This is a genomic window from Pseudomonas sp. 9AZ (assembly GCF_902506525.1).
GTDB lineage: Bacteria > Pseudomonadota > Gammaproteobacteria > Pseudomonadales > Pseudomonadaceae > Aquipseudomonas > Aquipseudomonas peli.
In genome coordinates this window covers 564,993-582,508 of record NZ_LR733840.1, presented here as the reverse complement: position 1 = coordinate 582,508, position 17,516 = coordinate 564,993, and the positions used below count along the sequence as shown (strand labels likewise).

Sequence of the window (17,516 nt, the reverse complement as noted above, 5' to 3'; positions counted from 1 at the left end):
CCGCCCCATGTCTGTGATCCTCAAGTCATTTAGTTCGCTGTATTTCGCCACCCTGTTGATGCTGTTGGGCTCGGGTTTGTTGAGTACTTACCTGGCGTTGCGGTTGGCGGAAACGGCCGATGGACTCTGGGTCGGTGCGCTGATGGCGGCCAATTACCTGGGGCTGGTGCTGGGCGGCAAGATTGGCCACCGTCTGATTGCTCGGGTGGGTCATATCCGCGCCTATGTCGCCTGCGCCGGTGTGGTCACCGCTGCGGTTCTCGGGCATGGCTTGAGTGACTGGTTACCCAGCTGGTTGCTACTGCGGATGCTGGTCGGTCTGGGCATGATGTGCCAGTACATGGTGATCGAGAGCTGGCTCAATGAGCAGGCGGAAACCAGCCAGCGTGGCCAGGTGTTTGCCGGTTATATGGGGGCTTCCTACCTCGGCTTGATTCTCGGCCAGCTGGTTTTGGTGGTGCACCCGACGCTCGGTCTTGAGCTGCTGATGCTGGTGGCATTGTGCTTTGCCCTGTGCCTGGTGCCGGTGGCCTTGACCCGCAAACTGCACCCTGCACCCTTGCATCCAGCCCCGCTGGAAATGCGCTTCTTTATCGACCGTGTGCCGTTGTCGCTGACCACCATTGTGGTCGCGGGACTGCTGATTGGTTCGTTCTACGGCCTGGCGCCGCTGTATGGCACGCGCATGGGTTTGTCCACTGAGCAGATCGGTCTGTTTATGGGTTGCTGCATCATCGCTGGCCTGGTGGTGCAGTGGCCGTTAGGCTGGTTGTCTGATCGGCATGACCGCGTGCAGCTGATCCGTGGCTGTGCCGCGTTGCTGGCGCTGGCTGCGCTGCCTTTGGCGATTCTGCCGCAGGCCAGTTTGCCGCTGTTGTTTGCCGGCGGCTTTGCGGTGTGTGCCTTGCAATTCAGCCTCTATCCGCTGGCGGTGGCGCTGGCCAATGACCATGTTGAAGCCGAGCGGCGGGTATCACTGACGGCCATGCTGCTGGTGACCTTCGGTGTCGGCGCCAGTATCGGGCCGTTGCTGGCAGGCGTGCTAATGCGCTTTCTCGGCGCGAACATGTTGTATGCCTTCGTCTGCGGCTGCGCCTTGATTCTGGTGCTGCGTATCCGGCCGGAGCGCGTTACCCATCTGCATCAGGTCGTAGACGCGCCGCTGCACCATATCCCCATGCCAGACAGCACCACCAGTTCGCCGTTGACGGCGGCACTTGATCCGCGCGTCGATGAGCAGGTGGTGCAAGAGCAGATGCATGACACCAGTGCCGTGCAAGCGCCTGAAGGTGAATCGCCTACTCAGCCAGAGCCGCGCGGATGAAACCGTTGCTAAGCGTGGTGATTCCTGCGCGCGATGAAGCGCAAGCCCTGCCCGCATTGTTGGATGATTTGGCGGGACTTCGTGCCTCTGGTGCTGAGTTGATCCTGGTCGATGGTGGTAGCAGCGATAGCACTTGCGAGCTGGCACGGGGGCGGGTTGATCAAATACTTCGAGTGGCCCCTGGGCGTGCGTTGCAGATGAATGCCGGTGCGGCGGTGGCTTGTGGTGAATATGTGTGGTTTTTACATGCCGACACGCGGGTTAGTGCCGCGTCGCTCATGCGCTTACACGACGTGCTAAGTGAGCGACCTCTGTGGGGACGCTTCGATGTGCGTTTATCTGGGCAAGGGCTGGCACTGCGGCTGATTGGCGCGATGATCAGTTTGCGTTCGCGCCTGAGCGGTATCGCCTCGGGTGATCAGGGGATTTTTGTTGCCCGACAGTCCTTTGACGCGTTGGGCGGTTATGCACAGATCCCCTTGATGGAAGATTTACAGCTGTGCAAACGACTTAAGTCGCTGGCTCGACCGCGCTGTCTGCGTCCGCCCTTATTGACCTCAAGTCGGCGCTGGGAGCAGAACGGGATTGTGCGTACTGTGCTGCTGATGTGGCGCCTGCGGCTTGCCTACTACTGTGGTGTCAGTCCAGCAAAGCTGGCCCGCCAATACCGCCGAGGGTCATGGCTATGAACCTGTCGATCTCATTGCACCTGCTTGCTCGTTCACCGGTCGCGGGGCAGGTAAAGACTCGCCTGATTCCAGCCCTGGGCGCTCAGGGGGCCTGTGACCTGCAGCAAATGCTGCTAGAGCGCGCATTGCAGTTACCGGCTGACGGCTTTGCTGAGCGCTTTCTCTGGTTGGATGGCGTTCCCAGTACAAGTCTGCAGGCGCTGGCGCAGCGCCTTGGCTGGACGTTGGTCGAACAACCGGCTGGCGATCTTGGCGAGCGCATGCGCCGTATCGCCACGCTAGGGCTGGCTGAAAGTGATGCGGTAATCCTGATCGGCAATGACTGTCCGGCGCTCAATGGCGACTACCTGCAAGCAGCTTGTAGCGCATTGCAGGAGCGGTCTGTCGTGATTGGGCCTGCGGAGGATGGCGGTTATGTGCTGCTAGGGTTGCGTTGTATAGACGCAACTTTGTTCAGTGAGATGCCGTGGGGCACTGAGCGAGTGCTGGATATGACACTGCAACGCCTGCAGCAGCTGGACTGGCATCCGGGGCTGCTGCCCGCGTTGTGGGATGTGGATCGACCTGAAGATTTGTCTCGCCTGGCGGCGTTGAATATCGTGATCTAGAACAGTCCGTCACTTTCAAAGCGCCGCGCTTCGCGCTGCAGCTGGTAGACGAAGCGTTCGACCAGACGCTGTTCCTGGCCATTGATACGGTGAAAACGTGCACCGACAAAAGTGGTGTCTACCTTGTCTTCATATTGCACGTGCCGCATTTCGATGGCCGTGGTCATGGCGCCGAAAGGAAAGCGTGCAGTAAACCGCTCATAGACCTGGCCCGCCTGTAGGCTGCCGGTGATGTTGCCGGGAAAACGCAGCTTGCAGCCGGTTGCAGAGATATCCAGCAAATGCCCCGGTACGGCTGTAAGCAGCTTATCGCCGGCGAGCTCAATTTTGATCAGCTCACTTTGCTTAAGCGGCGCGCGGAAGGCACTACGCCGTTGGTGATAGGTCACCTCAAGCGGCATCGGGCTGAAATAGCAGCGCGCACCTTCATGGTCGGTAATGCGCACGCTTTGTTCGCATGTCCAGGCGACGCGGACACCATCATGGAAGGCTTCGACATTAAACGCCTCGCCATTAGCAAGGTAGCGCTCGCCATCATTCGGCATTAACTCGTCAAGAATCAGCAGGTTCTTGTCGCGATCAACTTCGATTACGTAGCTCTGGAAGCGTTGGTTACGTTCGTGGAAAGTGATGATCAGTGGGTCATGGTTTTGTTGCAGTTGGCGCAGGTTGGCAACTATTTCCACCGGTGCCTTGAGCACCTTGGGCGGCTGCGGGCCATCTTCCTGGCTAAAAGGACTGGACACGGTCCATAACTCTCCGAGCAAATACTATGGCACTAGCATACTGGCAATATGACAGTATGTCCCCTGTGCCTTGTTGGGTTTCAGGCCTGGCTAAGCGGGCGCTGCTGGCCGATTCTAGCGGCACTGCCGCGGCTGTCATAGAGGCTGGGTGTCTCGTTGCCGCGCAGAATGCCGAGCATGCTGTGAGCGGACGCCTGACTGGAACGAATCAACCGGCCATTGCGCAGATTGGCCGCTTGGCAGCGTTCGAGCAGGCTGTTGAGCTGGTCGCCACGCTCCAGCAACAGCTCGCCCTGATTGGACTGAGCTGCAAGCGTTTGCAGGCCAGCACGGTCGGTACTGAGGTTGAGACTGCTAAGCAGCTGGCTGCGTATCTTGCCGTGCTGGTCGAGTAGCGTCAGCAACGGCAGTTTTTCCGTGAGGATACTTTGCAGGCGAGGGAGGTCGCGGTCGCTGAGGGCTTGGAATTCGGTGTCGATCAATTCAAGCAACTGATCGGCGGTGCCGATATCGTTGGTGAACAGTTCAAGCAACTGGGTGTCGTGCATTGCAGGCTCTTCGGGGTAACAGGCACTGATGCGAGTAGCATTCAGCGTCTATTGGGCGACCAATTACCCCAGCGTAGCCCGGTGACTAGCGCTGGGATTCGAAATTAAGCAGTTTGCTGGCAACGCGCTGGCTATCAACTTGGTAACTGCCATCTTCAATTGCTTGCTTGAGTTGGGCAACGCGCTCTTTATTGACGGTTGGCTGGTCGCGCAACTTCTCGCTGACTTTCTGCAGTTGTTGCGCATCACGGCTCAGCTGCACGGACTCACCGCTTTTGCCGGCCTGTTGTGCCTGCTCGGCAGGGTTGGGGACGTTGCCAGGCTGTTTGCCGCTGATGGCTTCGTTCTGGCCACCTGCCTGCGCACTGCCGGCCCGCCCCGAATTGGCTGGCGATGCGGCATTGTTGAGCCGGTTGATGTCAATGACCATGATGCAAAACCTCGAACAGAGTTTGGACGCTTGCCTAGCTTGTCGGCATTGCCCTGGAAAACTTTAGGGCAAAAAAGTGTGCGCCAAATAACAGTCTAAACACAGTGTGGATAATCGTCAGCTCACCGAGTGAACAAAGTTTAAAACAAGAATCATGCCTACATCGCTACTTCAACCTGTCCAGGGCCGATTACACGGGCTCTGATCACTCTGTTCGAGCGTTGATTGCGCACACTGATCTGCTTGCCAATTATGCCGTCAGATAAGGCTTCGCCCTGCATTCGCACGCTGATACCTGCGCTGCGGGCGCTGATAACAACCTGATCACCTTTGCGGATGGCGTCGGCCATTTGTACATGGATGGGCGCAAGCACCTGGTCGGGTAACAAAGGGCGCGTCAATTTTTTGCCGATAGCTTGCTTAAGTGCAGTGAGATAACCCTGGTTGAGTAGGCCGACATCACGCTCAGCCAACATCACGTCCATTTGTGTCAACAGGATGTCGCGCTTCAATGGCCGGCTGGCGATCACCACCTCCCGGTACAGGCGCACTTGTCCGGGCACAAACACCGTCCAAGGCGAGGCGCCGTCACAGCGTACGCGCAGGGTGACGCGGCCAATCGGCTCCGCAGGGCTTTCCAAGGTTGTGGTCAGGGGCTGCTGGCACTCTGGCAGGCGCAAGCGTGGGTCGAGTCGGTTGATTTGAATCTCATGGCGGCCAGCGATGTTGCTACGCTGTAAATAATCGTTCACCGCTTGCTCAAGAAAAACTTCGCCAGCGCCGATAAGTTGTTCAGGTCGTGTGGCGTTGGCTGTTGCCAAAGCGCTATAGCCGACTGCCAGCAAAGCGGGTACAACTGCCAGCCAGTAGCGGCATTTTGCCAGTGAGTGTCGGTTCGTTGTCGTTTCAGTGTTCATATGGGTTAGATAGCAAGGCGCGTGCCGCCTGCTACGCTGACAGCAATCTGTTACTCAAATAAGGAGTTTGGGTATGGCCGGTGTGATGGATTCGGTTAACCAACGAACTCAGTTGGTTGGGCAGAATCGTTTGGAGTTGTTGCTGTTTCGTCTGAACAGCAACCAACTGTATGGGATCAATGTTTTCAAGGTGAAAGAGGTGCTGCAGTGCCCCAAACTCACCATCATGCCGAAATCGAGCCCGGTCGTGCGTGGTGTCGCCAATATCCGTGGCGGTACGATCCCGATTCTTGATTTGTCCATGGCCACCGGCAGCGCGCCGCTGGCTAACATCGACAACAGTTTTGTCATCATCACTGAATACAACACCAAGGTTCAGGGCTTTCTGGTGCACTCGGTCGAGCGCATCGTCAACATGAACTGGGAGTCGATTCATCCACCACCCAAGGGCACCGGGCGTGACCATTACCTGACAGCGGTCACCCACCTGGACGACAAGATGGTTGAAATCATTGATGTCGAGAAGATTCTGGCCGAAGTCGCACCGACATCTGAGGTGATCTCTGAAGGTGTGCTGAATGCGGAGACGCAGGCACGTGCGGTGAGCAAGCGTGTGTTGACCTGCGATGACTCTTCGGTGGCGCGTAAACAGGTGACTCGCTGCCTGGAAACTGTCGGCGTAGAGGTGGTTGCGCTGAATGATGGGCGTCAGGCACTGGATTATCTGAAGGCGATGGTGGACGAGGGCAAGAATCCCGCAGAAGAATTTTTGATGCTGATTTCCGACATCGAGATGCCGGAAATGGATGGCTATACCTTGACCGCGGAGATCCGCGCAGATCCGCGCATGCAAAAGCTGCACATCATCCTGCATACTTCGTTATCGGGCGTGTTCAACCAGGCCATGGTGAAGAAAGTCGGCGCGGATGATTTTCTCGCTAAGTTTCGCCCAGATGACCTGGCTGCACGGGTAGCTGACCGCATCAATATCGCGGCAGGGGACTGAGGGCTTTGCCCTCAGTGAATCATATGTTTGTCGAGGCCTCGCGAGTGTCTACAGGTAATTTGGATTTCGAGCAGTTCCGGACTTTCCTGGAAAAAGCCTGCGGCATCCTGCTTGGCACCAACAAGCAGTATCTGGTTTCCAGTCGGCTCAACAAGTTGATGGAGCAGAACAGCATCAAGACCCTGGGGGAGCTGGTGCAGCGCATGCAGACCCAGCCGCGCAGTGGTTTGCGCGAGCAAGTGGTCGATGCCATGACCACCAACGAAACCCTGTGGTTTCGCGACACTTATCCGTTTGAAGTGCTGAAAAACCGTGTGCTGCCGGAGATGATCAAGGCTAGCCCCGGTCAGCGCCTGCGCATCTGGTCGGCGGCGTGCTCTTCTGGGCAGGAACCGTATTCACTGTCGATGACCATCGACGAGTTCGAGAAGACCAATATCGGTCAGCTCAAGGGCGGTTTGCAGATTGTGGCCACCGACCTCTCGCCCACCATGCTGATCAACTGTAAATCCGGTGAATACGACAGTCTGGCGATGGGTCGTGGGCTTTCCCAGGAGCGTCTGCAGCGCTACTTCGACCCTAAGGGGCCGGGGCGCTGGGTGGTCAAACCTGCGATTCGTAGCCGTATTGAGTTTCGCCCTCTCAACCTACTGGACAGTTACGCCAGCCTCGGCAAGTTCGATGTGGTGTTCTGCCGTAACGTGCTGATCTATTTCTCGGCTGAGGTGAAGAAGGACATCCTCACGCGCATTCATGCCATGTTGAAGCCGGGCGGTTACCTGTTTCTGGGGGCTTCCGAAGCGCTTAATGGCCTGCCTAACCACTACCAGATGGTGCAGTGCAGTCCTGGGATCATCTACAAGGCGAAGTAACAGTCGTTGTATTGAAAAACGGGAGGCCATTTGCCTCCCGTTTTTTATTGCGGACAGTTTTTGATTCGTGCCCTACGAGTTGCTGACATGCGTTGCGGGGCTGGGTGGCAGGCACTGGCTGTGGGTATCTGGCTCAAGGTAGGGCTGCAGAATCGGGGCCATGCCCTTGAGCACCTGCACTGGCAGGGCTGAGGTGAAACGGAAGTTTTCTGCCGCACGGCCTGGGACGAAAGCGGTAAGCGTCCCGTAGTGGCGAGTACCGAGGTAGAACACGAACGTTGCCGTACGGTTCATCGCCCGCGAGCTGAGTACCCGGCCACCGGCGCCAACCGTTTCGATGCGATTGTCGCCAGTGCCGGTTTTGCCGCCGACTTTCAGCGGTTGACCGTCCGCCTGGATAAAACTACCGAGCAGGCGCCGCGCAGTACCGGCTTCAACCACATCGGCGAGGGCGCTGCGCAACGCGGCCGCAACCTCAGAGGCCATCACTCGTTTGCCCTCGGTTTGATCGCGTACCACCAGGGTGTCATAGGGCGTATCCGCAGCGAAATGCAGGCTGTCGATGCGCGCAGTGGGCTGCCGAATGCCGTCGTTCTGAATAATTCCAACCAGTTCGGCCAACGCGGCCGGCCGATCGCCGGAGCTGCCGATGGCGGTGGCCAGTGATGGCACCAGATGGGCGAAAGGGTAGCCGAGGTTTTGCCAGCGCCGATGAATATCGAGGAAGGCCTCTACCTCCAGCATGATGCGGATGCGGCTGTCGCGCGCGCTCTTGTGGCGACTGCGGAACAGCCAGCCGTAGACTTCCTGGCGTTCGTCCTGGCCGGCGGCCACCGCATTGCTGAAGGTCGCTTGCGGTTGTTCGATCAGGTAGCCCAAGAGCCACAGTTCAAGCGGGTGGACGCGAGCGATATAGCCCTGGTCAGGCAGGCTGTAGGTGCCGGGGCCGTAACTCTTATAGAGCTCGGCGATGCGCCTATCGCTGAGTTTTTCCTGGGGCAGGTACTTGCGCAGGAAGGCGGCGAAGCTGGCTTCGTCTGCATGCGGCATCAGGTAGCGGTGTACGGCAGCGAGGCGTACCGAGGTGTGGCGCAGGCCGTTGAGGAAGGTGTCCAGGCGCTGTTGCTCGGGCTGGCCCTGGTATTTACGCCAGAAACGCAGCAGGAAGGTGGTGCCTTCGCGGTCGGCGAAGTCTTGCAGGTAGGCCTGGCGGCGCGGGTCCTTGTCGTCCTTGAGCAGTTCGGCGCTGTTGTTCGGGCCCTGGTAGGTGCTGTAGCGCACCAGATCGCGCATCAGGCGGATAAATGGCAGATTGAGCGACTCGCGCAGGGCTTCGCGCATGCTGGCGATGCGCTGATTGTCCTCGCGGCGGAAGTTGGCGAAGGTGTGAATGCCACCGCCAGTGAAGAAGCGCTCGCCCGGGCTGGCCGAGTATTTGCGCTCCAGCGCGGCATCCAGCATGGCCGGTAGGCTGGCGTTGGGGGTGCTCTGCAGATAGCCGATGGCCCAGCGGGTGAGGTTGTCCTGAGCGTTGACTGCGCGCAATTCGCTGGCGCTTTGGCCGGCATGGCGCTGGTGCAGCTCGGCAATGATTTCCAGGTAGGTGGCCAGCACCCTGAGTTTGGCGGTGGAGCCCAGCTCCAGCTTGCTGCCTTCATTGATGTCGAACGGCTGGTCTGTGCTGTCGGTTTGCACCCGTACCACGCTGCCGTTACTGGTGCGCTCGAACAGGGTGAAGCTGTAGCGCACATCGGCAGTCTTTTCCGGGGACAGCAGACGCTCGCCAAACAGGCCGATTTGCCCGGCAAACTCCGGGTCGGCCAATTGCTGCAGGTAGTGGCTGGCGGCTTGCTGCAGCTGGTTGTTCAGCGTGCTGGTGGTGCTCAGGTCGAGGCGATCCAGGTCATACAGCGGCATGTTGAGCATGGCTGACAGGCGTGCCCGCGAAACGCTGATGCCCTTGTTACCGTCCACCACCTGTAGGTTGGGCTCCAGGGCCCAGTCGCGGTAGACCAGTGACTGGTTCAGTACCGCATCGCGTAGCGCCGCGTCAATCAGGCCGCCGCCGGCCAGCAGACGGATATGGCTATCGGTCAGTTCGGCCAGGTCATTACGCCCCTGAGCCAGGTAATACGAGGGGCGGCGCTGGGCAATCATGAGGGCCAGTACCTGACGCAGCGCCAGGCCGCGCTCGGCCAGGCTGGCATCTGGCGAGCGCGCTGGGTCGAGCAGCAGATTGACCTGGGTGAAGTCCGCGCCGAACCAGATGCGCAGGCCATCGGCCAGGCCATGCACTTCGCCATGCCCGGGAGCGGCAGACAGCGGCACGCTATTGAGGTAGTCGCGCACGATATTTTCCCGCGCAGCCAGTGTCTGCGGGCCGCTCTGGTAGGCGCGCACGCTGGCGGAAAGCATCTGCCGCAGTTTCTCCGTGGCCGACAAGGTCAGGCCATCCGGGGAGTGGCGGTACTTCTCCAGCTGGGTGGCCAGAGTGCTGCCGCCGGCAGACTGATCCTGCATGTCCAACAACTTGCCGACCTGGGAGATGGCCGCCATGACGAAGCGCGGCCAATCCACCGCTGGGTTGGCCAGCGGCTGCTCGGGGTCGAGCAGCTTGCGGTTCTCGATAAACAGCAGGCTGCTGGCTACCAGTGGCGGGATGGCGTTGAAGCTTGGGTAGCGCTGTTGCGGGTAGCGAAATTCATAGAAGGGCGTGCCGCTGCAGTCACTGATGCGCAGGCCACTCTGGATTTTTTCCGGGTAGGGGATAAACAGGCCGCGCTGGGCATAGTCGAGCAGGGCGGGGGAGAACTGCGCCTGCTGCTGCACGATGTAATTGCGCTGGCCAAGCCGTTCCAGCATCAGGGGCAGGTAGGTGTAGCCCTGGCGCTTATCGAAAGGGCCTTCTTTGGGATAGATGATAGATGGGCTGGGGCCTGGCTTGACCTGGTAGCTCAACGTTTGCGCATAGCGGCTGAGTTCCTGAGCCTGAAAGCGTGAGGTGCGCACTTCCTCGGCCAGCCAAAAGCCGGCAGCGATGCACAGCAGTAAAACCAGCAGCCAGAAAGTGACCTTCACTTTACTGATGCGCTTGCGCCGGTTAGGTGGTTCGCCGGCCGGCAGGGTGGTGATATCGAGTTGCCAAGGTGCGCCCATATTCATTTAGCCTGATGTACTCATCCATAGGTTTGACAGGTTGCTGAATAACATCAGCGGGCTTGAGCACTGAGTTCCTCTCAGCTGGCCACTGCCTGTAGTTTAGTCGTTGGCGCACCGGGCAGGCCGGGATGGGCTTGGCAGACGGAGGGTTTTTCATTGTTTTTTATCTGCCGATACGTGGATTAAGTGATCAGCGGCAACATAGATGTCCCGCAACTGGCGCAGGATTGCCTCTGGCGCTGCGGGCAACTGCAGATTGCTAGAATTTTGCCGTGACGGAACAGGCGACGAGTGAGCGATGCAGCGCGACCATCGGGAGCAACTCAACCTCAGTTGGCAGGCTAATGCCGATGCCTGGACGGCGGCCGTGCGCGAGCAGCGCATTGAAAGCCGCCGACTGGTGACTGATGCGGCCATCGTTCAGGCGATTCTGGCTCTGGCGCCCAAGCGTGTGCTGGATCTGGGGTGTGGCGAGGGCTGGTTGTGCCGTGGGTTGGTCGAACATGGCATCGAGGCGGTTGGCGTGGATGCTTCCGCTCCGCTGATTGCTGTGGCGCAGCAGGTGGCGACAGGTGCGTCGCAGTACCGCGTATGCGGCTATGCCGAGCTGGAAAGTCAGGCCGAGCTACTGGGCCGTTTCGATGTTCTGGTGTGCAACTTTGCCCTGCTGGAAGAACCCCTGACGCCGACCCTGAATGCCTTGCATGGCCTACTGGCGGAGGGCGGTCGCTTACTGATCCAGACCCTGCATCCCTGGCGTGCCTGCAACGATGCGAGCTATCGCGATGGTTGGCGGGTGGAAACCTTTGCCGGCTTCGGCGAGGGCTTTGCCCAACCGATGCCCTGGTTCTTTCGCACGCTGGAGTCCTGGCTGGCGTTGTCCAGTGAAACCGGCTGGCGTCTGCAATGGCTGCAGGAACCGTTGCACCCGGAGAGCGAACAGCCGGTTTCGCTGCTGATGCTGCTGAGCTCCGAGCGCAACTGATCAGGCCTGATAAAGCCGTCAGTCGACGATAAACAGCCGCGCCCCGCTGGCGGTGAACGAGCGGTGCGCCTCGGCCTGATCGGCGACCTGATAACTCATGCCTGCCGTCATCACAAAGCGCCGGCCATCTTCCAGCTCGGTGTGCAGTTCGCCTTCCAGGCACAGCAGGATGTGGCCTTTCTTGCACCAGTGATCGGCCAGGTAGCCGGCGCTGTACTCGACCATGCGCACGCGAATGTTGCCAAACATCTGGGTGCGCCAGTAGGCAATACCGGTTTCGCCGGCATGTTCGCTGCGCTCAACCTGGCTCCAGTCGGTAACGCCGAATGGGATATCGCTGAGGTTCATGGTGTTAGTCCTTTGCTCAAGCCGCTCAACTGCGGCGTTGACGGTCTTCTGCATAGCGGCGCATCACCCATTGGCCGGCCGGGTGAGCGTGCAGCTCATCAAGGAACGCCTGAGTCTTGGCATCGTGTCCGGCAATGCCTTCCCACGGCGTATCGGCCGGGGTGAACAGCGGAGCGAACAGGGCGGCGGCGCTGATATCGGCCAGGGTCAGCTGCTCACCGACCAGATAGCGTGATGGATCGCCATGAATACGCGACTCGATCAGTGCCAGGCCTTCGAGCAATTCGGCCTGGGATTTGGCCACCCGCGGCGGCGTAACGCCATACAGGCGTTGTACGCCGTTGATCAGCACCGGCTTCATCAGGTCGCGCAGGCCCAGCAGCGGGCGGTAGACCTTGAGCATGGCGTGCATCACCGAGTCCCATTGCTTGATCTGGCCGTACAACCAGCGGCGTACATGCACACCCAGGCGGTCGAACTGTTCTTCCAGCTCCAGCACCTCGGCGCGTTGTGCCGCGTCGGTCGGCAGCAGCGGACGCTCTGGATAATGCTGCTCCAGGTACAGGGCGATCTGCGTGGAGTCACCGATGACCTGCTCGCCATCCTTGAGGATCGGCAGGGTGACGATATTGGCCAGGCGCTTGCTTTTCAGCCGGTGCAGACCAGGAAAGAGGTTATCCACCTGAAAATCGAGGCCCTTGTGGTCCAGGTGCCAACGGGTTTTTTCGCAGTAGTGGGATATCGGGAACTGATAAAGCGTGCGCATGGTGGGCCCTCGACAATGATGCGCCGAGTGTACGGGCTGTTTGGTCGACTACCCAGTCGCAATCAGCAGTCCAGGCTTTCGTTGGGGGAGCCATTGCCCAGGCCACTGTAGACCTGGGCAAACAGCTTAGGGCGTGCGTTGCAGCTCGACCTTGCCGGTGGCACTGGCCAGCAGATGCTCCGGCAAGTCGAGCAGGTCATCATCGAAGGTTTCCAGCGGCGGCGGGCGACGCTCGAAACGCGAGCCGAGCACCAGCAGGCAAGGGGTCAGCAGCAGGGTCAGCACGGTGGCGAAGCTCAGGCCGCCAGCGATGGCGCTGGACAGCTGGGTCCACCACTGGGTCGACGGCGCGCCAAAGCCCAGGCTTGGGGTGAGCAGGTCAACGTTAACCCCGATCACCATCGGCACCAGGCCGAGGACCGTGGTCACGGCGGTCAGCAGCACTGGGCGCAAGCGCAGGCTGCCGGTTTCCAGCGCCGCCTCACGCGGCTCCAGACCCTGGCGGCGCAGCTGGTTGTAGGTGTCGATGAGGATGATGTTGTTGTTCACCACGATCCCCGCCAGGGCGATCAGGCCCATACCCACCATCACGATGCCGAACGACTGGCCATTGACCAGCAGGCCCATCAGCACTCCTGCGGTGGACAGCACGATGGCCGAGAGCACCAGCAGCGACTGATAGATGCTGTTGAACTGGGTCACCAGGATGATAAACATCAGGAAGATCGCCACCGCAAAGGCGGTGCCGAGGAAGGTCGCGGCTTCACGTTGGTCGGCGTCTTCGCCGGCGAACTTCACCTGCACATCAACGGGCACCTCGCCCATGGCTTCACGCAGGGCCTGCAGGCGCTCGTCTAGGCGCGCGCCTTCGGCGATGTCAGCTTGCAGAGTGATGGTGCGGTTACCGTCGACCCGGCGCAGGGTACCGACCTTCGGCGCCTGTTGCAGCGAGACGAAATTACTCAGCGGAATCTGCCCGGCCGGGGTGTTCAGGGTCAGGCGGCCGAGCTGGTCGAGGGAGCGCCAGTTGGCCGGCAGGCGCACGCGGATATCCACCTCGTCGGTGGCGTCTTCCGGGCGGTAGGTGGCCAGTTTCAGGCCGTTGGTGACCATCTGCACGGCATTACCCACGCTCAGCACGTCCGCGCCAAAACGCGCGGCCGCCTCGCGGTCGACCTTGACCCGCCATTCGATACCCGGCAGAGCACGGTCATCCTCAACATCCTTGAAGCCGCCCAGGCGCTGCATGTTGGTGCGCACCTGTTCGACCCACTGATCGGCCTTGGCCGGGTCCATGGAACTGACCTGTAGCTTCACGGGTTTGCCGCTGCTGGGGCCTTCTTCCTGTTTGCGGAACTCCAGCACGATGCCCGGGATGTCCGCCGTTCGCGTGCTCATGTCGGCGAGGATCTGGCCGGCCGAACGCCGCTCATGCCATTCGACGAACTGGAACTGCAGGGTGCCGATCACATCCGCACCAAGCTGGCCATCCGGCTGCGCTAGGGAGCGGGCGTATAGCGCCTTGACTTCACTCATGCCGAGTAGGCGTTTTTCCACCTGTTGCAGCAGGGCGTCTTTTTCTTGCACCGACAGGTCGCCCCGGGCGCGCAGCCAGATCTGCGCATTTTCCGGCTCGACTTCGGGGAAGAACTCCACGCCATGGTTAAAGCGGCCATAGGCGGTGTAGATCAACGCAATTACTGCGAGGATGCCCAGCAGGGTCAGACCGGGGCGCTTCAGTAACGTAGCGAGCAGGCGGCGATAACCGACGGCGCCACGGCCTGGTTGGGTGGCTTGCGGTAACGGTTGGCCACCGGTGACCGCGCCGAGCACCGGCAGGAATACCAGGGCCATGGCCAGAGAGGCCAGCAGGCAGACGATCACCGTGGCCGGCAGGTATTTCATAAACTGGCCGACTACACCGGGCCAGAACAGCAGCGGCAGAAAAACCACCAGGGTGGTGGCGGTGGATGCGATCACCGGCCAGGCCATCCGCGTGGCGGCATTGGCCCAGGCCTGGCGTGGCGTCTGCCCTTGATGCAGGTAGCGGTCGGCTAGCTCAGACACCACGATGGCACCGTCCACCAGCATGCCGGCCACCAGAATCAGGCTGAACAGCACGACGATATTCAGGGTGAAACCGAGCATCCAGATCAGCAGGATGCCGCTGAGAAAGGCCCCCGGAATGGTCAGTCCGACCAGCAGTGCCGAGCGCATGCCCATGCTCGCCACCACCAGAATCAGCACCAACACGATGGCGGTCATCACGTTGTTGAGCAGGTCACTGAGCATGCTCTGCACCTGCTGCGACTGATCCATGATGTAGCTGACCTTGAGGCCTTCAGGCAGCAGCGGTTGGGCTTTGACCATCAACGCCTTGACCTGCTCGATGGTGTCGATGATGTTCGCGCCGCTGCGCTTGGACACCTCCAGTACCACCGCCGGTTGGCCATTGATCCGCGCGTAGCCGGTGGGGTCCTTGAAGGTGCGGTGAATGGTGGCGACGTCGCCGAAGGTCACCACGCTGTCGCCGACCACCTTGATCGGCATGGACAGTACGTCTTCGAGGTCTTCGATCACCCCGGGCACTTTCATGCTCATACGCCCGGCACCGGTGTCCAGGCTGCCGGCGGCGACCAGGCGATTGTTGCGGCTGACCAGGTTGAACAGCTCGTTGTAATCGATGCCGTAGCTGTCGAGCACCTGTGGGTCTACGACGATTTCCAGCAGGTCTTCGCGGTCGCCGCCGATTTCCACCGACAACACTTCGGCGATGCCTTCGACGTTCTCTTTCAGGCGCCGGGCGATGTAGACCAATTCGGTTTCGGCAATCGGCCCGGACAGGCCAATCGACAGCACCGGAAACAGCGCCACGTTGACTTCATTGACCGTCGGTTCCTCGGCTTCCTCTGGCAGCTTGCTGCGGGCGGTATCAACCTTCTCGCGCACATCGGCCAGGGCCAACTTGGCGTTGAAGCCGGCGTCGAACTCCAGGGTTACCGAGGCATGGCCTTCGCTGGCCATGGAGCGCATTTCCTTGACCCCTTCGAGGCTGCGCAGCTCCTGCTCAAGGGGGCGAACCAGCAGGCGTTCGGCGTCTTCCGGGCTGATGCCTTCGAGGGTTACCGAAACATAGATGATTGGGATGCTGACATCCGGATTGGCTTCCTTGGGGATGGCGAAATACGCCGTCAGCCCGCCCAGCATAAGAAATAGCAGCACCAGCAGGCTGGTGCGGCTGCGGTCCAGCGCCGCAGCGATCAGGCCGTGCATATCAGCTACCCCCTTTGGCCAGCTGGCTGATCACCTGCTGGCCCGGCTCGACAAAGCCCTGGCCGAGGGTGATCAAGGCGACCTTGTTAGGCAGGCCGCTGACCCAGGCGCCCTGGTTGTCGACGCTGATCAGCTGCACCGGAGTGAACTCCACCTGTTGCTGCTCGTTTACCCACTTGACGCCATGCCGGCCGGCTTTATCCAGGCTCAGCAGGGCGGGCGACAGGCGATGGGCCAGGGCTTCGCCGGTCTGTACATGCAGGGTCGCGCTGGCACCCGCCAGGCGCAGGGCTTGCGGGTTATCAACCTTGACCTCGATGCGGAAGCTGCGCGAGCCCGGATCGGCGGCGGCGGCGATAAAGTGCAGCTCGCCCTGCAGTTCGCGGCCGTCGAGCAATTCGACCTTCACCGGCTGCCCCAGCTTGAGTTGGGTGACTTCCTGCTGGGCAATCTGCGCACTGACCTTGAGCTGGCTGATGTCCACCAGGGTCAGCAAGCTTTGCCCCGGCTGAACGAAATCACCCAGCTCGACCATGCGCTGGTCATACACCCCGGCAAACGGCGCGTTGATCTGCGTGTTGCCCAGCTGGATGCGTGCCAGGTCGAGTTCGGCGCGGGCTTTGGCCAGTTCGCTCTGCAGGCGGATCAGTTCATTGGTGGAAACCAGGTTGCGTTCACGCAGGCGTTCGGCGGCGCTGGCGTCGGCGGCGCGCTGGCGTACATCGGCCTCGCCCTTGGCCACTTGGGCCGGGCGGTTGTCGGTGGAGAGACTGAGCAGCAACTGACCCTGCTTGACCGGGTTGCCTTTGTCCTGATCCAGGCGCGTTACCGTGCCGCTGATCTGCGAACGCAGCTCGACCCGGCGCCAGGCTTCGATCTGCCCTTGCACCACATGCTGGCGCTGCATCGGGCTGGCTTCCAGCCACTGCACTTCAACCTTGGTCAGACCCTTTTCCGCCACTGGCGCATCGGCGGTGGCGGTTTCCTGGGTCTTGAACAGCGAGCCGCTGAACAGCCACAGCATGAGCAGCAGACTGATGGCGACGGCGATCAACCAGGGGCGTTTGGACAGCTGACTGAACATGGTGGTTACTCGTGGCAATGGGGTTGAGCAAGCAGTTCGGCGGCCTGAGTGCGCAGGCCAGCAATGATGAAATCGGTGACGCGGGCGAAGTACTCATCCAGGGCAATCGGCTCGGCCCAGTGGGCAAAGCCACCGGAGGCGATGCGTGCCATTACCCCGTTGACGCAGGCTTCCACGCCCCACAACAGGTTCTGACAGTCGCTCTGGCTCAGCGCCTGGTTGTTCAGGGCCACGCCGAGCATGTCGCTGAAGAACAGCTGGAATTCGCGCTCTATATCGAGGAATTGCTGGCGGTACGGGCTTTCCAGGCGCTCCTGAAACTCTGGGCGGTCGCAGTGCAGGCACAGCTGCGCCTGGATCGGGTTGGCCAGCATCTGCTCGAAGGCGCGGTGGATCACCCGGCGCATGGCGTCCTGTGCGGGGCTGGCGGCATGCAGCTGGCGCAGTTCCAGCAGGTTGGCGCGGCTGAGGTCGAGCACCAGGCGCGCATACAGCGCTTCCTTGCTGGGGAAGTGCTTGTACACCGTGCCTTTGCCGATGCCGGCGGCAAGCGCCACTTCGGCAATAGTCACGCGATCCCAGGGCTGCTCGGCAAACAGCTGGCGGGCCGCGTCTAGGAGGGCGTTCTCACGTTGTTCGAAGAGTTGATCTTGGTAGCGCATACGGATTTGTCGGAGGTTGTGACCGGTGGTCATGCTATGACTGTTGGTCACGATGCGGCAAGCCGGCAGTTGTAACAGGCTTTGCCGTGATTGGATGGA

General features: G+C 60.5%; 16 protein-coding genes. 6 read left to right on the top strand and 10 right to left on the bottom strand.

Annotated elements, in window-relative coordinates; translation table 11 throughout:
- Positions 1-7 precede the first annotated feature (7 nt).
- Genes ALTER154_RS02820 through ALTER154_RS02810 form a run of 3 tightly spaced genes read left to right on the top strand, consistent with a single transcriptional unit; the run spans position 8 to position 2,621 of the window.
- On the top strand, positions 8-1,324 hold the full coding sequence (locus ALTER154_RS02820; RefSeq protein WP_160085165.1) for an MFS transporter: 1,317 nt from the start codon (positions 8-10) through the stop codon (positions 1,322-1,324).
- Complete coding sequence (locus tag ALTER154_RS02815; protein ID WP_160085164.1) at positions 1,321-2,013, top strand: TIGR04283 family arsenosugar biosynthesis glycosyltransferase; 693 nt, start codon at positions 1,321-1,323, stop codon at positions 2,011-2,013. Before ALTER154_RS02820 ends, ALTER154_RS02815 begins: the two co-directional genes overlap by 4 nt.
- Positions 2,010-2,621: a TIGR04282 family arsenosugar biosynthesis glycosyltransferase gene (locus ALTER154_RS02810; RefSeq protein ID WP_160085163.1), complete on the top strand. Its 612-nt coding sequence runs from the start codon at positions 2,010-2,012 to the stop codon at positions 2,619-2,621. Before ALTER154_RS02815 ends, ALTER154_RS02810 begins: the two co-directional genes overlap by 4 nt.
- Here the strand turns inward: ALTER154_RS02810 and ALTER154_RS02805 are convergent.
- The 4 genes from ALTER154_RS02805 to flgA form a co-directional block, all read right to left on the bottom strand.
- Positions 2,618-3,367 (bottom strand): flagellar brake protein, encoded by a 750-nt coding sequence (locus ALTER154_RS02805; protein ID WP_160085162.1) that lies wholly within the window; start codon positions 3,365-3,367, stop codon positions 2,618-2,620. The genes ALTER154_RS02810 and ALTER154_RS02805 overlap by 4 nt on opposite strands.
- Positions 3,368-3,447: 80 nt before the next feature.
- The gene (locus ALTER154_RS02800; RefSeq protein WP_160085161.1) at positions 3,448-3,915 is read right to left on the bottom strand and encodes a flagella synthesis protein FlgN; all 468 of its coding nucleotides are present in this window, start codon (positions 3,913-3,915) and stop codon (positions 3,448-3,450) included.
- 85 nt (positions 3,916-4,000) lie between these two features.
- Positions 4,001-4,345 (bottom strand): flagellar biosynthesis anti-sigma factor FlgM, encoded by a 345-nt coding sequence (gene flgM / locus ALTER154_RS02795; protein WP_160085160.1) that lies wholly within the window; start codon positions 4,343-4,345, stop codon positions 4,001-4,003.
- Between the two features lie 158 nt (positions 4,346-4,503).
- On the bottom strand, positions 4,504-5,262 hold the full coding sequence (flgA, locus tag ALTER154_RS02790; protein ID WP_160085159.1) for a flagellar basal body P-ring formation chaperone FlgA: 759 nt from the start codon (positions 5,260-5,262) through the stop codon (positions 4,504-4,506).
- A 73-nt stretch (positions 5,263-5,335) separates the two neighbouring features.
- On the opposite strand from flgA, the gene ALTER154_RS02785 reads away from it, so the two are divergent.
- On the top strand, positions 5,336-6,268 hold the full coding sequence (locus ALTER154_RS02785; RefSeq protein ID WP_090248441.1) for a chemotaxis protein CheV: 933 nt from the start codon (positions 5,336-5,338) through the stop codon (positions 6,266-6,268).
- Between the two features lie 44 nt (positions 6,269-6,312).
- Complete coding sequence (gene cheR / locus ALTER154_RS02780) at positions 6,313-7,140, top strand: protein-glutamate O-methyltransferase CheR (protein ID WP_167354419.1); 828 nt, start codon at positions 6,313-6,315, stop codon at positions 7,138-7,140.
- A 72-nt stretch (positions 7,141-7,212) separates the two neighbouring features.
- Here cheR and ALTER154_RS02775 read toward each other — a convergent pair whose 3' ends face one another.
- Positions 7,213-10,296, bottom strand: a complete 3,084-nt coding sequence (locus ALTER154_RS02775) for a transglycosylase domain-containing protein (RefSeq protein WP_160089978.1) — start codon at positions 10,294-10,296, stop codon at positions 7,213-7,215.
- 301 nt (positions 10,297-10,597) lie between these two features.
- Here ALTER154_RS02775 and ALTER154_RS02770 point away from each other — a divergent pair, with 301 nt between their 5' ends.
- Positions 10,598-11,284, top strand: coding sequence for a bifunctional 2-polyprenyl-6-hydroxyphenol methylase/3-demethylubiquinol 3-O-methyltransferase UbiG (locus ALTER154_RS02770; protein ID WP_160085158.1), 687 nt, complete (start codon positions 10,598-10,600; stop codon positions 11,282-11,284).
- 18 nt (positions 11,285-11,302) lie between these two features.
- Here the strand turns inward: ALTER154_RS02770 and ALTER154_RS02765 are convergent, their stop codons facing one another.
- The 5 genes from ALTER154_RS02765 to ALTER154_RS02745 form a co-directional block, all read right to left on the bottom strand.
- Positions 11,303-11,632 (bottom strand): DHCW motif cupin fold protein, encoded by a 330-nt coding sequence (locus tag ALTER154_RS02765; protein ID WP_160085157.1) that lies wholly within the window; start codon positions 11,630-11,632, stop codon positions 11,303-11,305.
- Positions 11,633-11,657: 25 nt separating this feature from the next.
- Complete coding sequence (locus ALTER154_RS02760) at positions 11,658-12,398, bottom strand: glutathione S-transferase family protein (protein ID WP_160085156.1); 741 nt, start codon at positions 12,396-12,398, stop codon at positions 11,658-11,660.
- 126 nt (positions 12,399-12,524) lie between these two features.
- Positions 12,525-15,671: an efflux RND transporter permease subunit gene (locus tag ALTER154_RS02755; protein ID WP_160085155.1), complete on the bottom strand. Its 3,147-nt coding sequence runs from the start codon at positions 15,669-15,671 to the stop codon at positions 12,525-12,527.
- 1 nt (position 15,672) lies between these two features.
- On the bottom strand, positions 15,673-16,755 hold the full coding sequence (locus ALTER154_RS02750; protein ID WP_160085154.1) for an efflux RND transporter periplasmic adaptor subunit: 1,083 nt from the start codon (positions 16,753-16,755) through the stop codon (positions 15,673-15,675).
- A 5-nt stretch (positions 16,756-16,760) separates the two neighbouring features.
- On the bottom strand, positions 16,761-17,417 hold the full coding sequence (locus ALTER154_RS02745) for a TetR/AcrR family transcriptional regulator (RefSeq protein WP_160089976.1): 657 nt from the start codon (positions 17,415-17,417) through the stop codon (positions 16,761-16,763).
- Between the last annotated feature and the right edge of the window lie 99 nt (positions 17,418-17,516).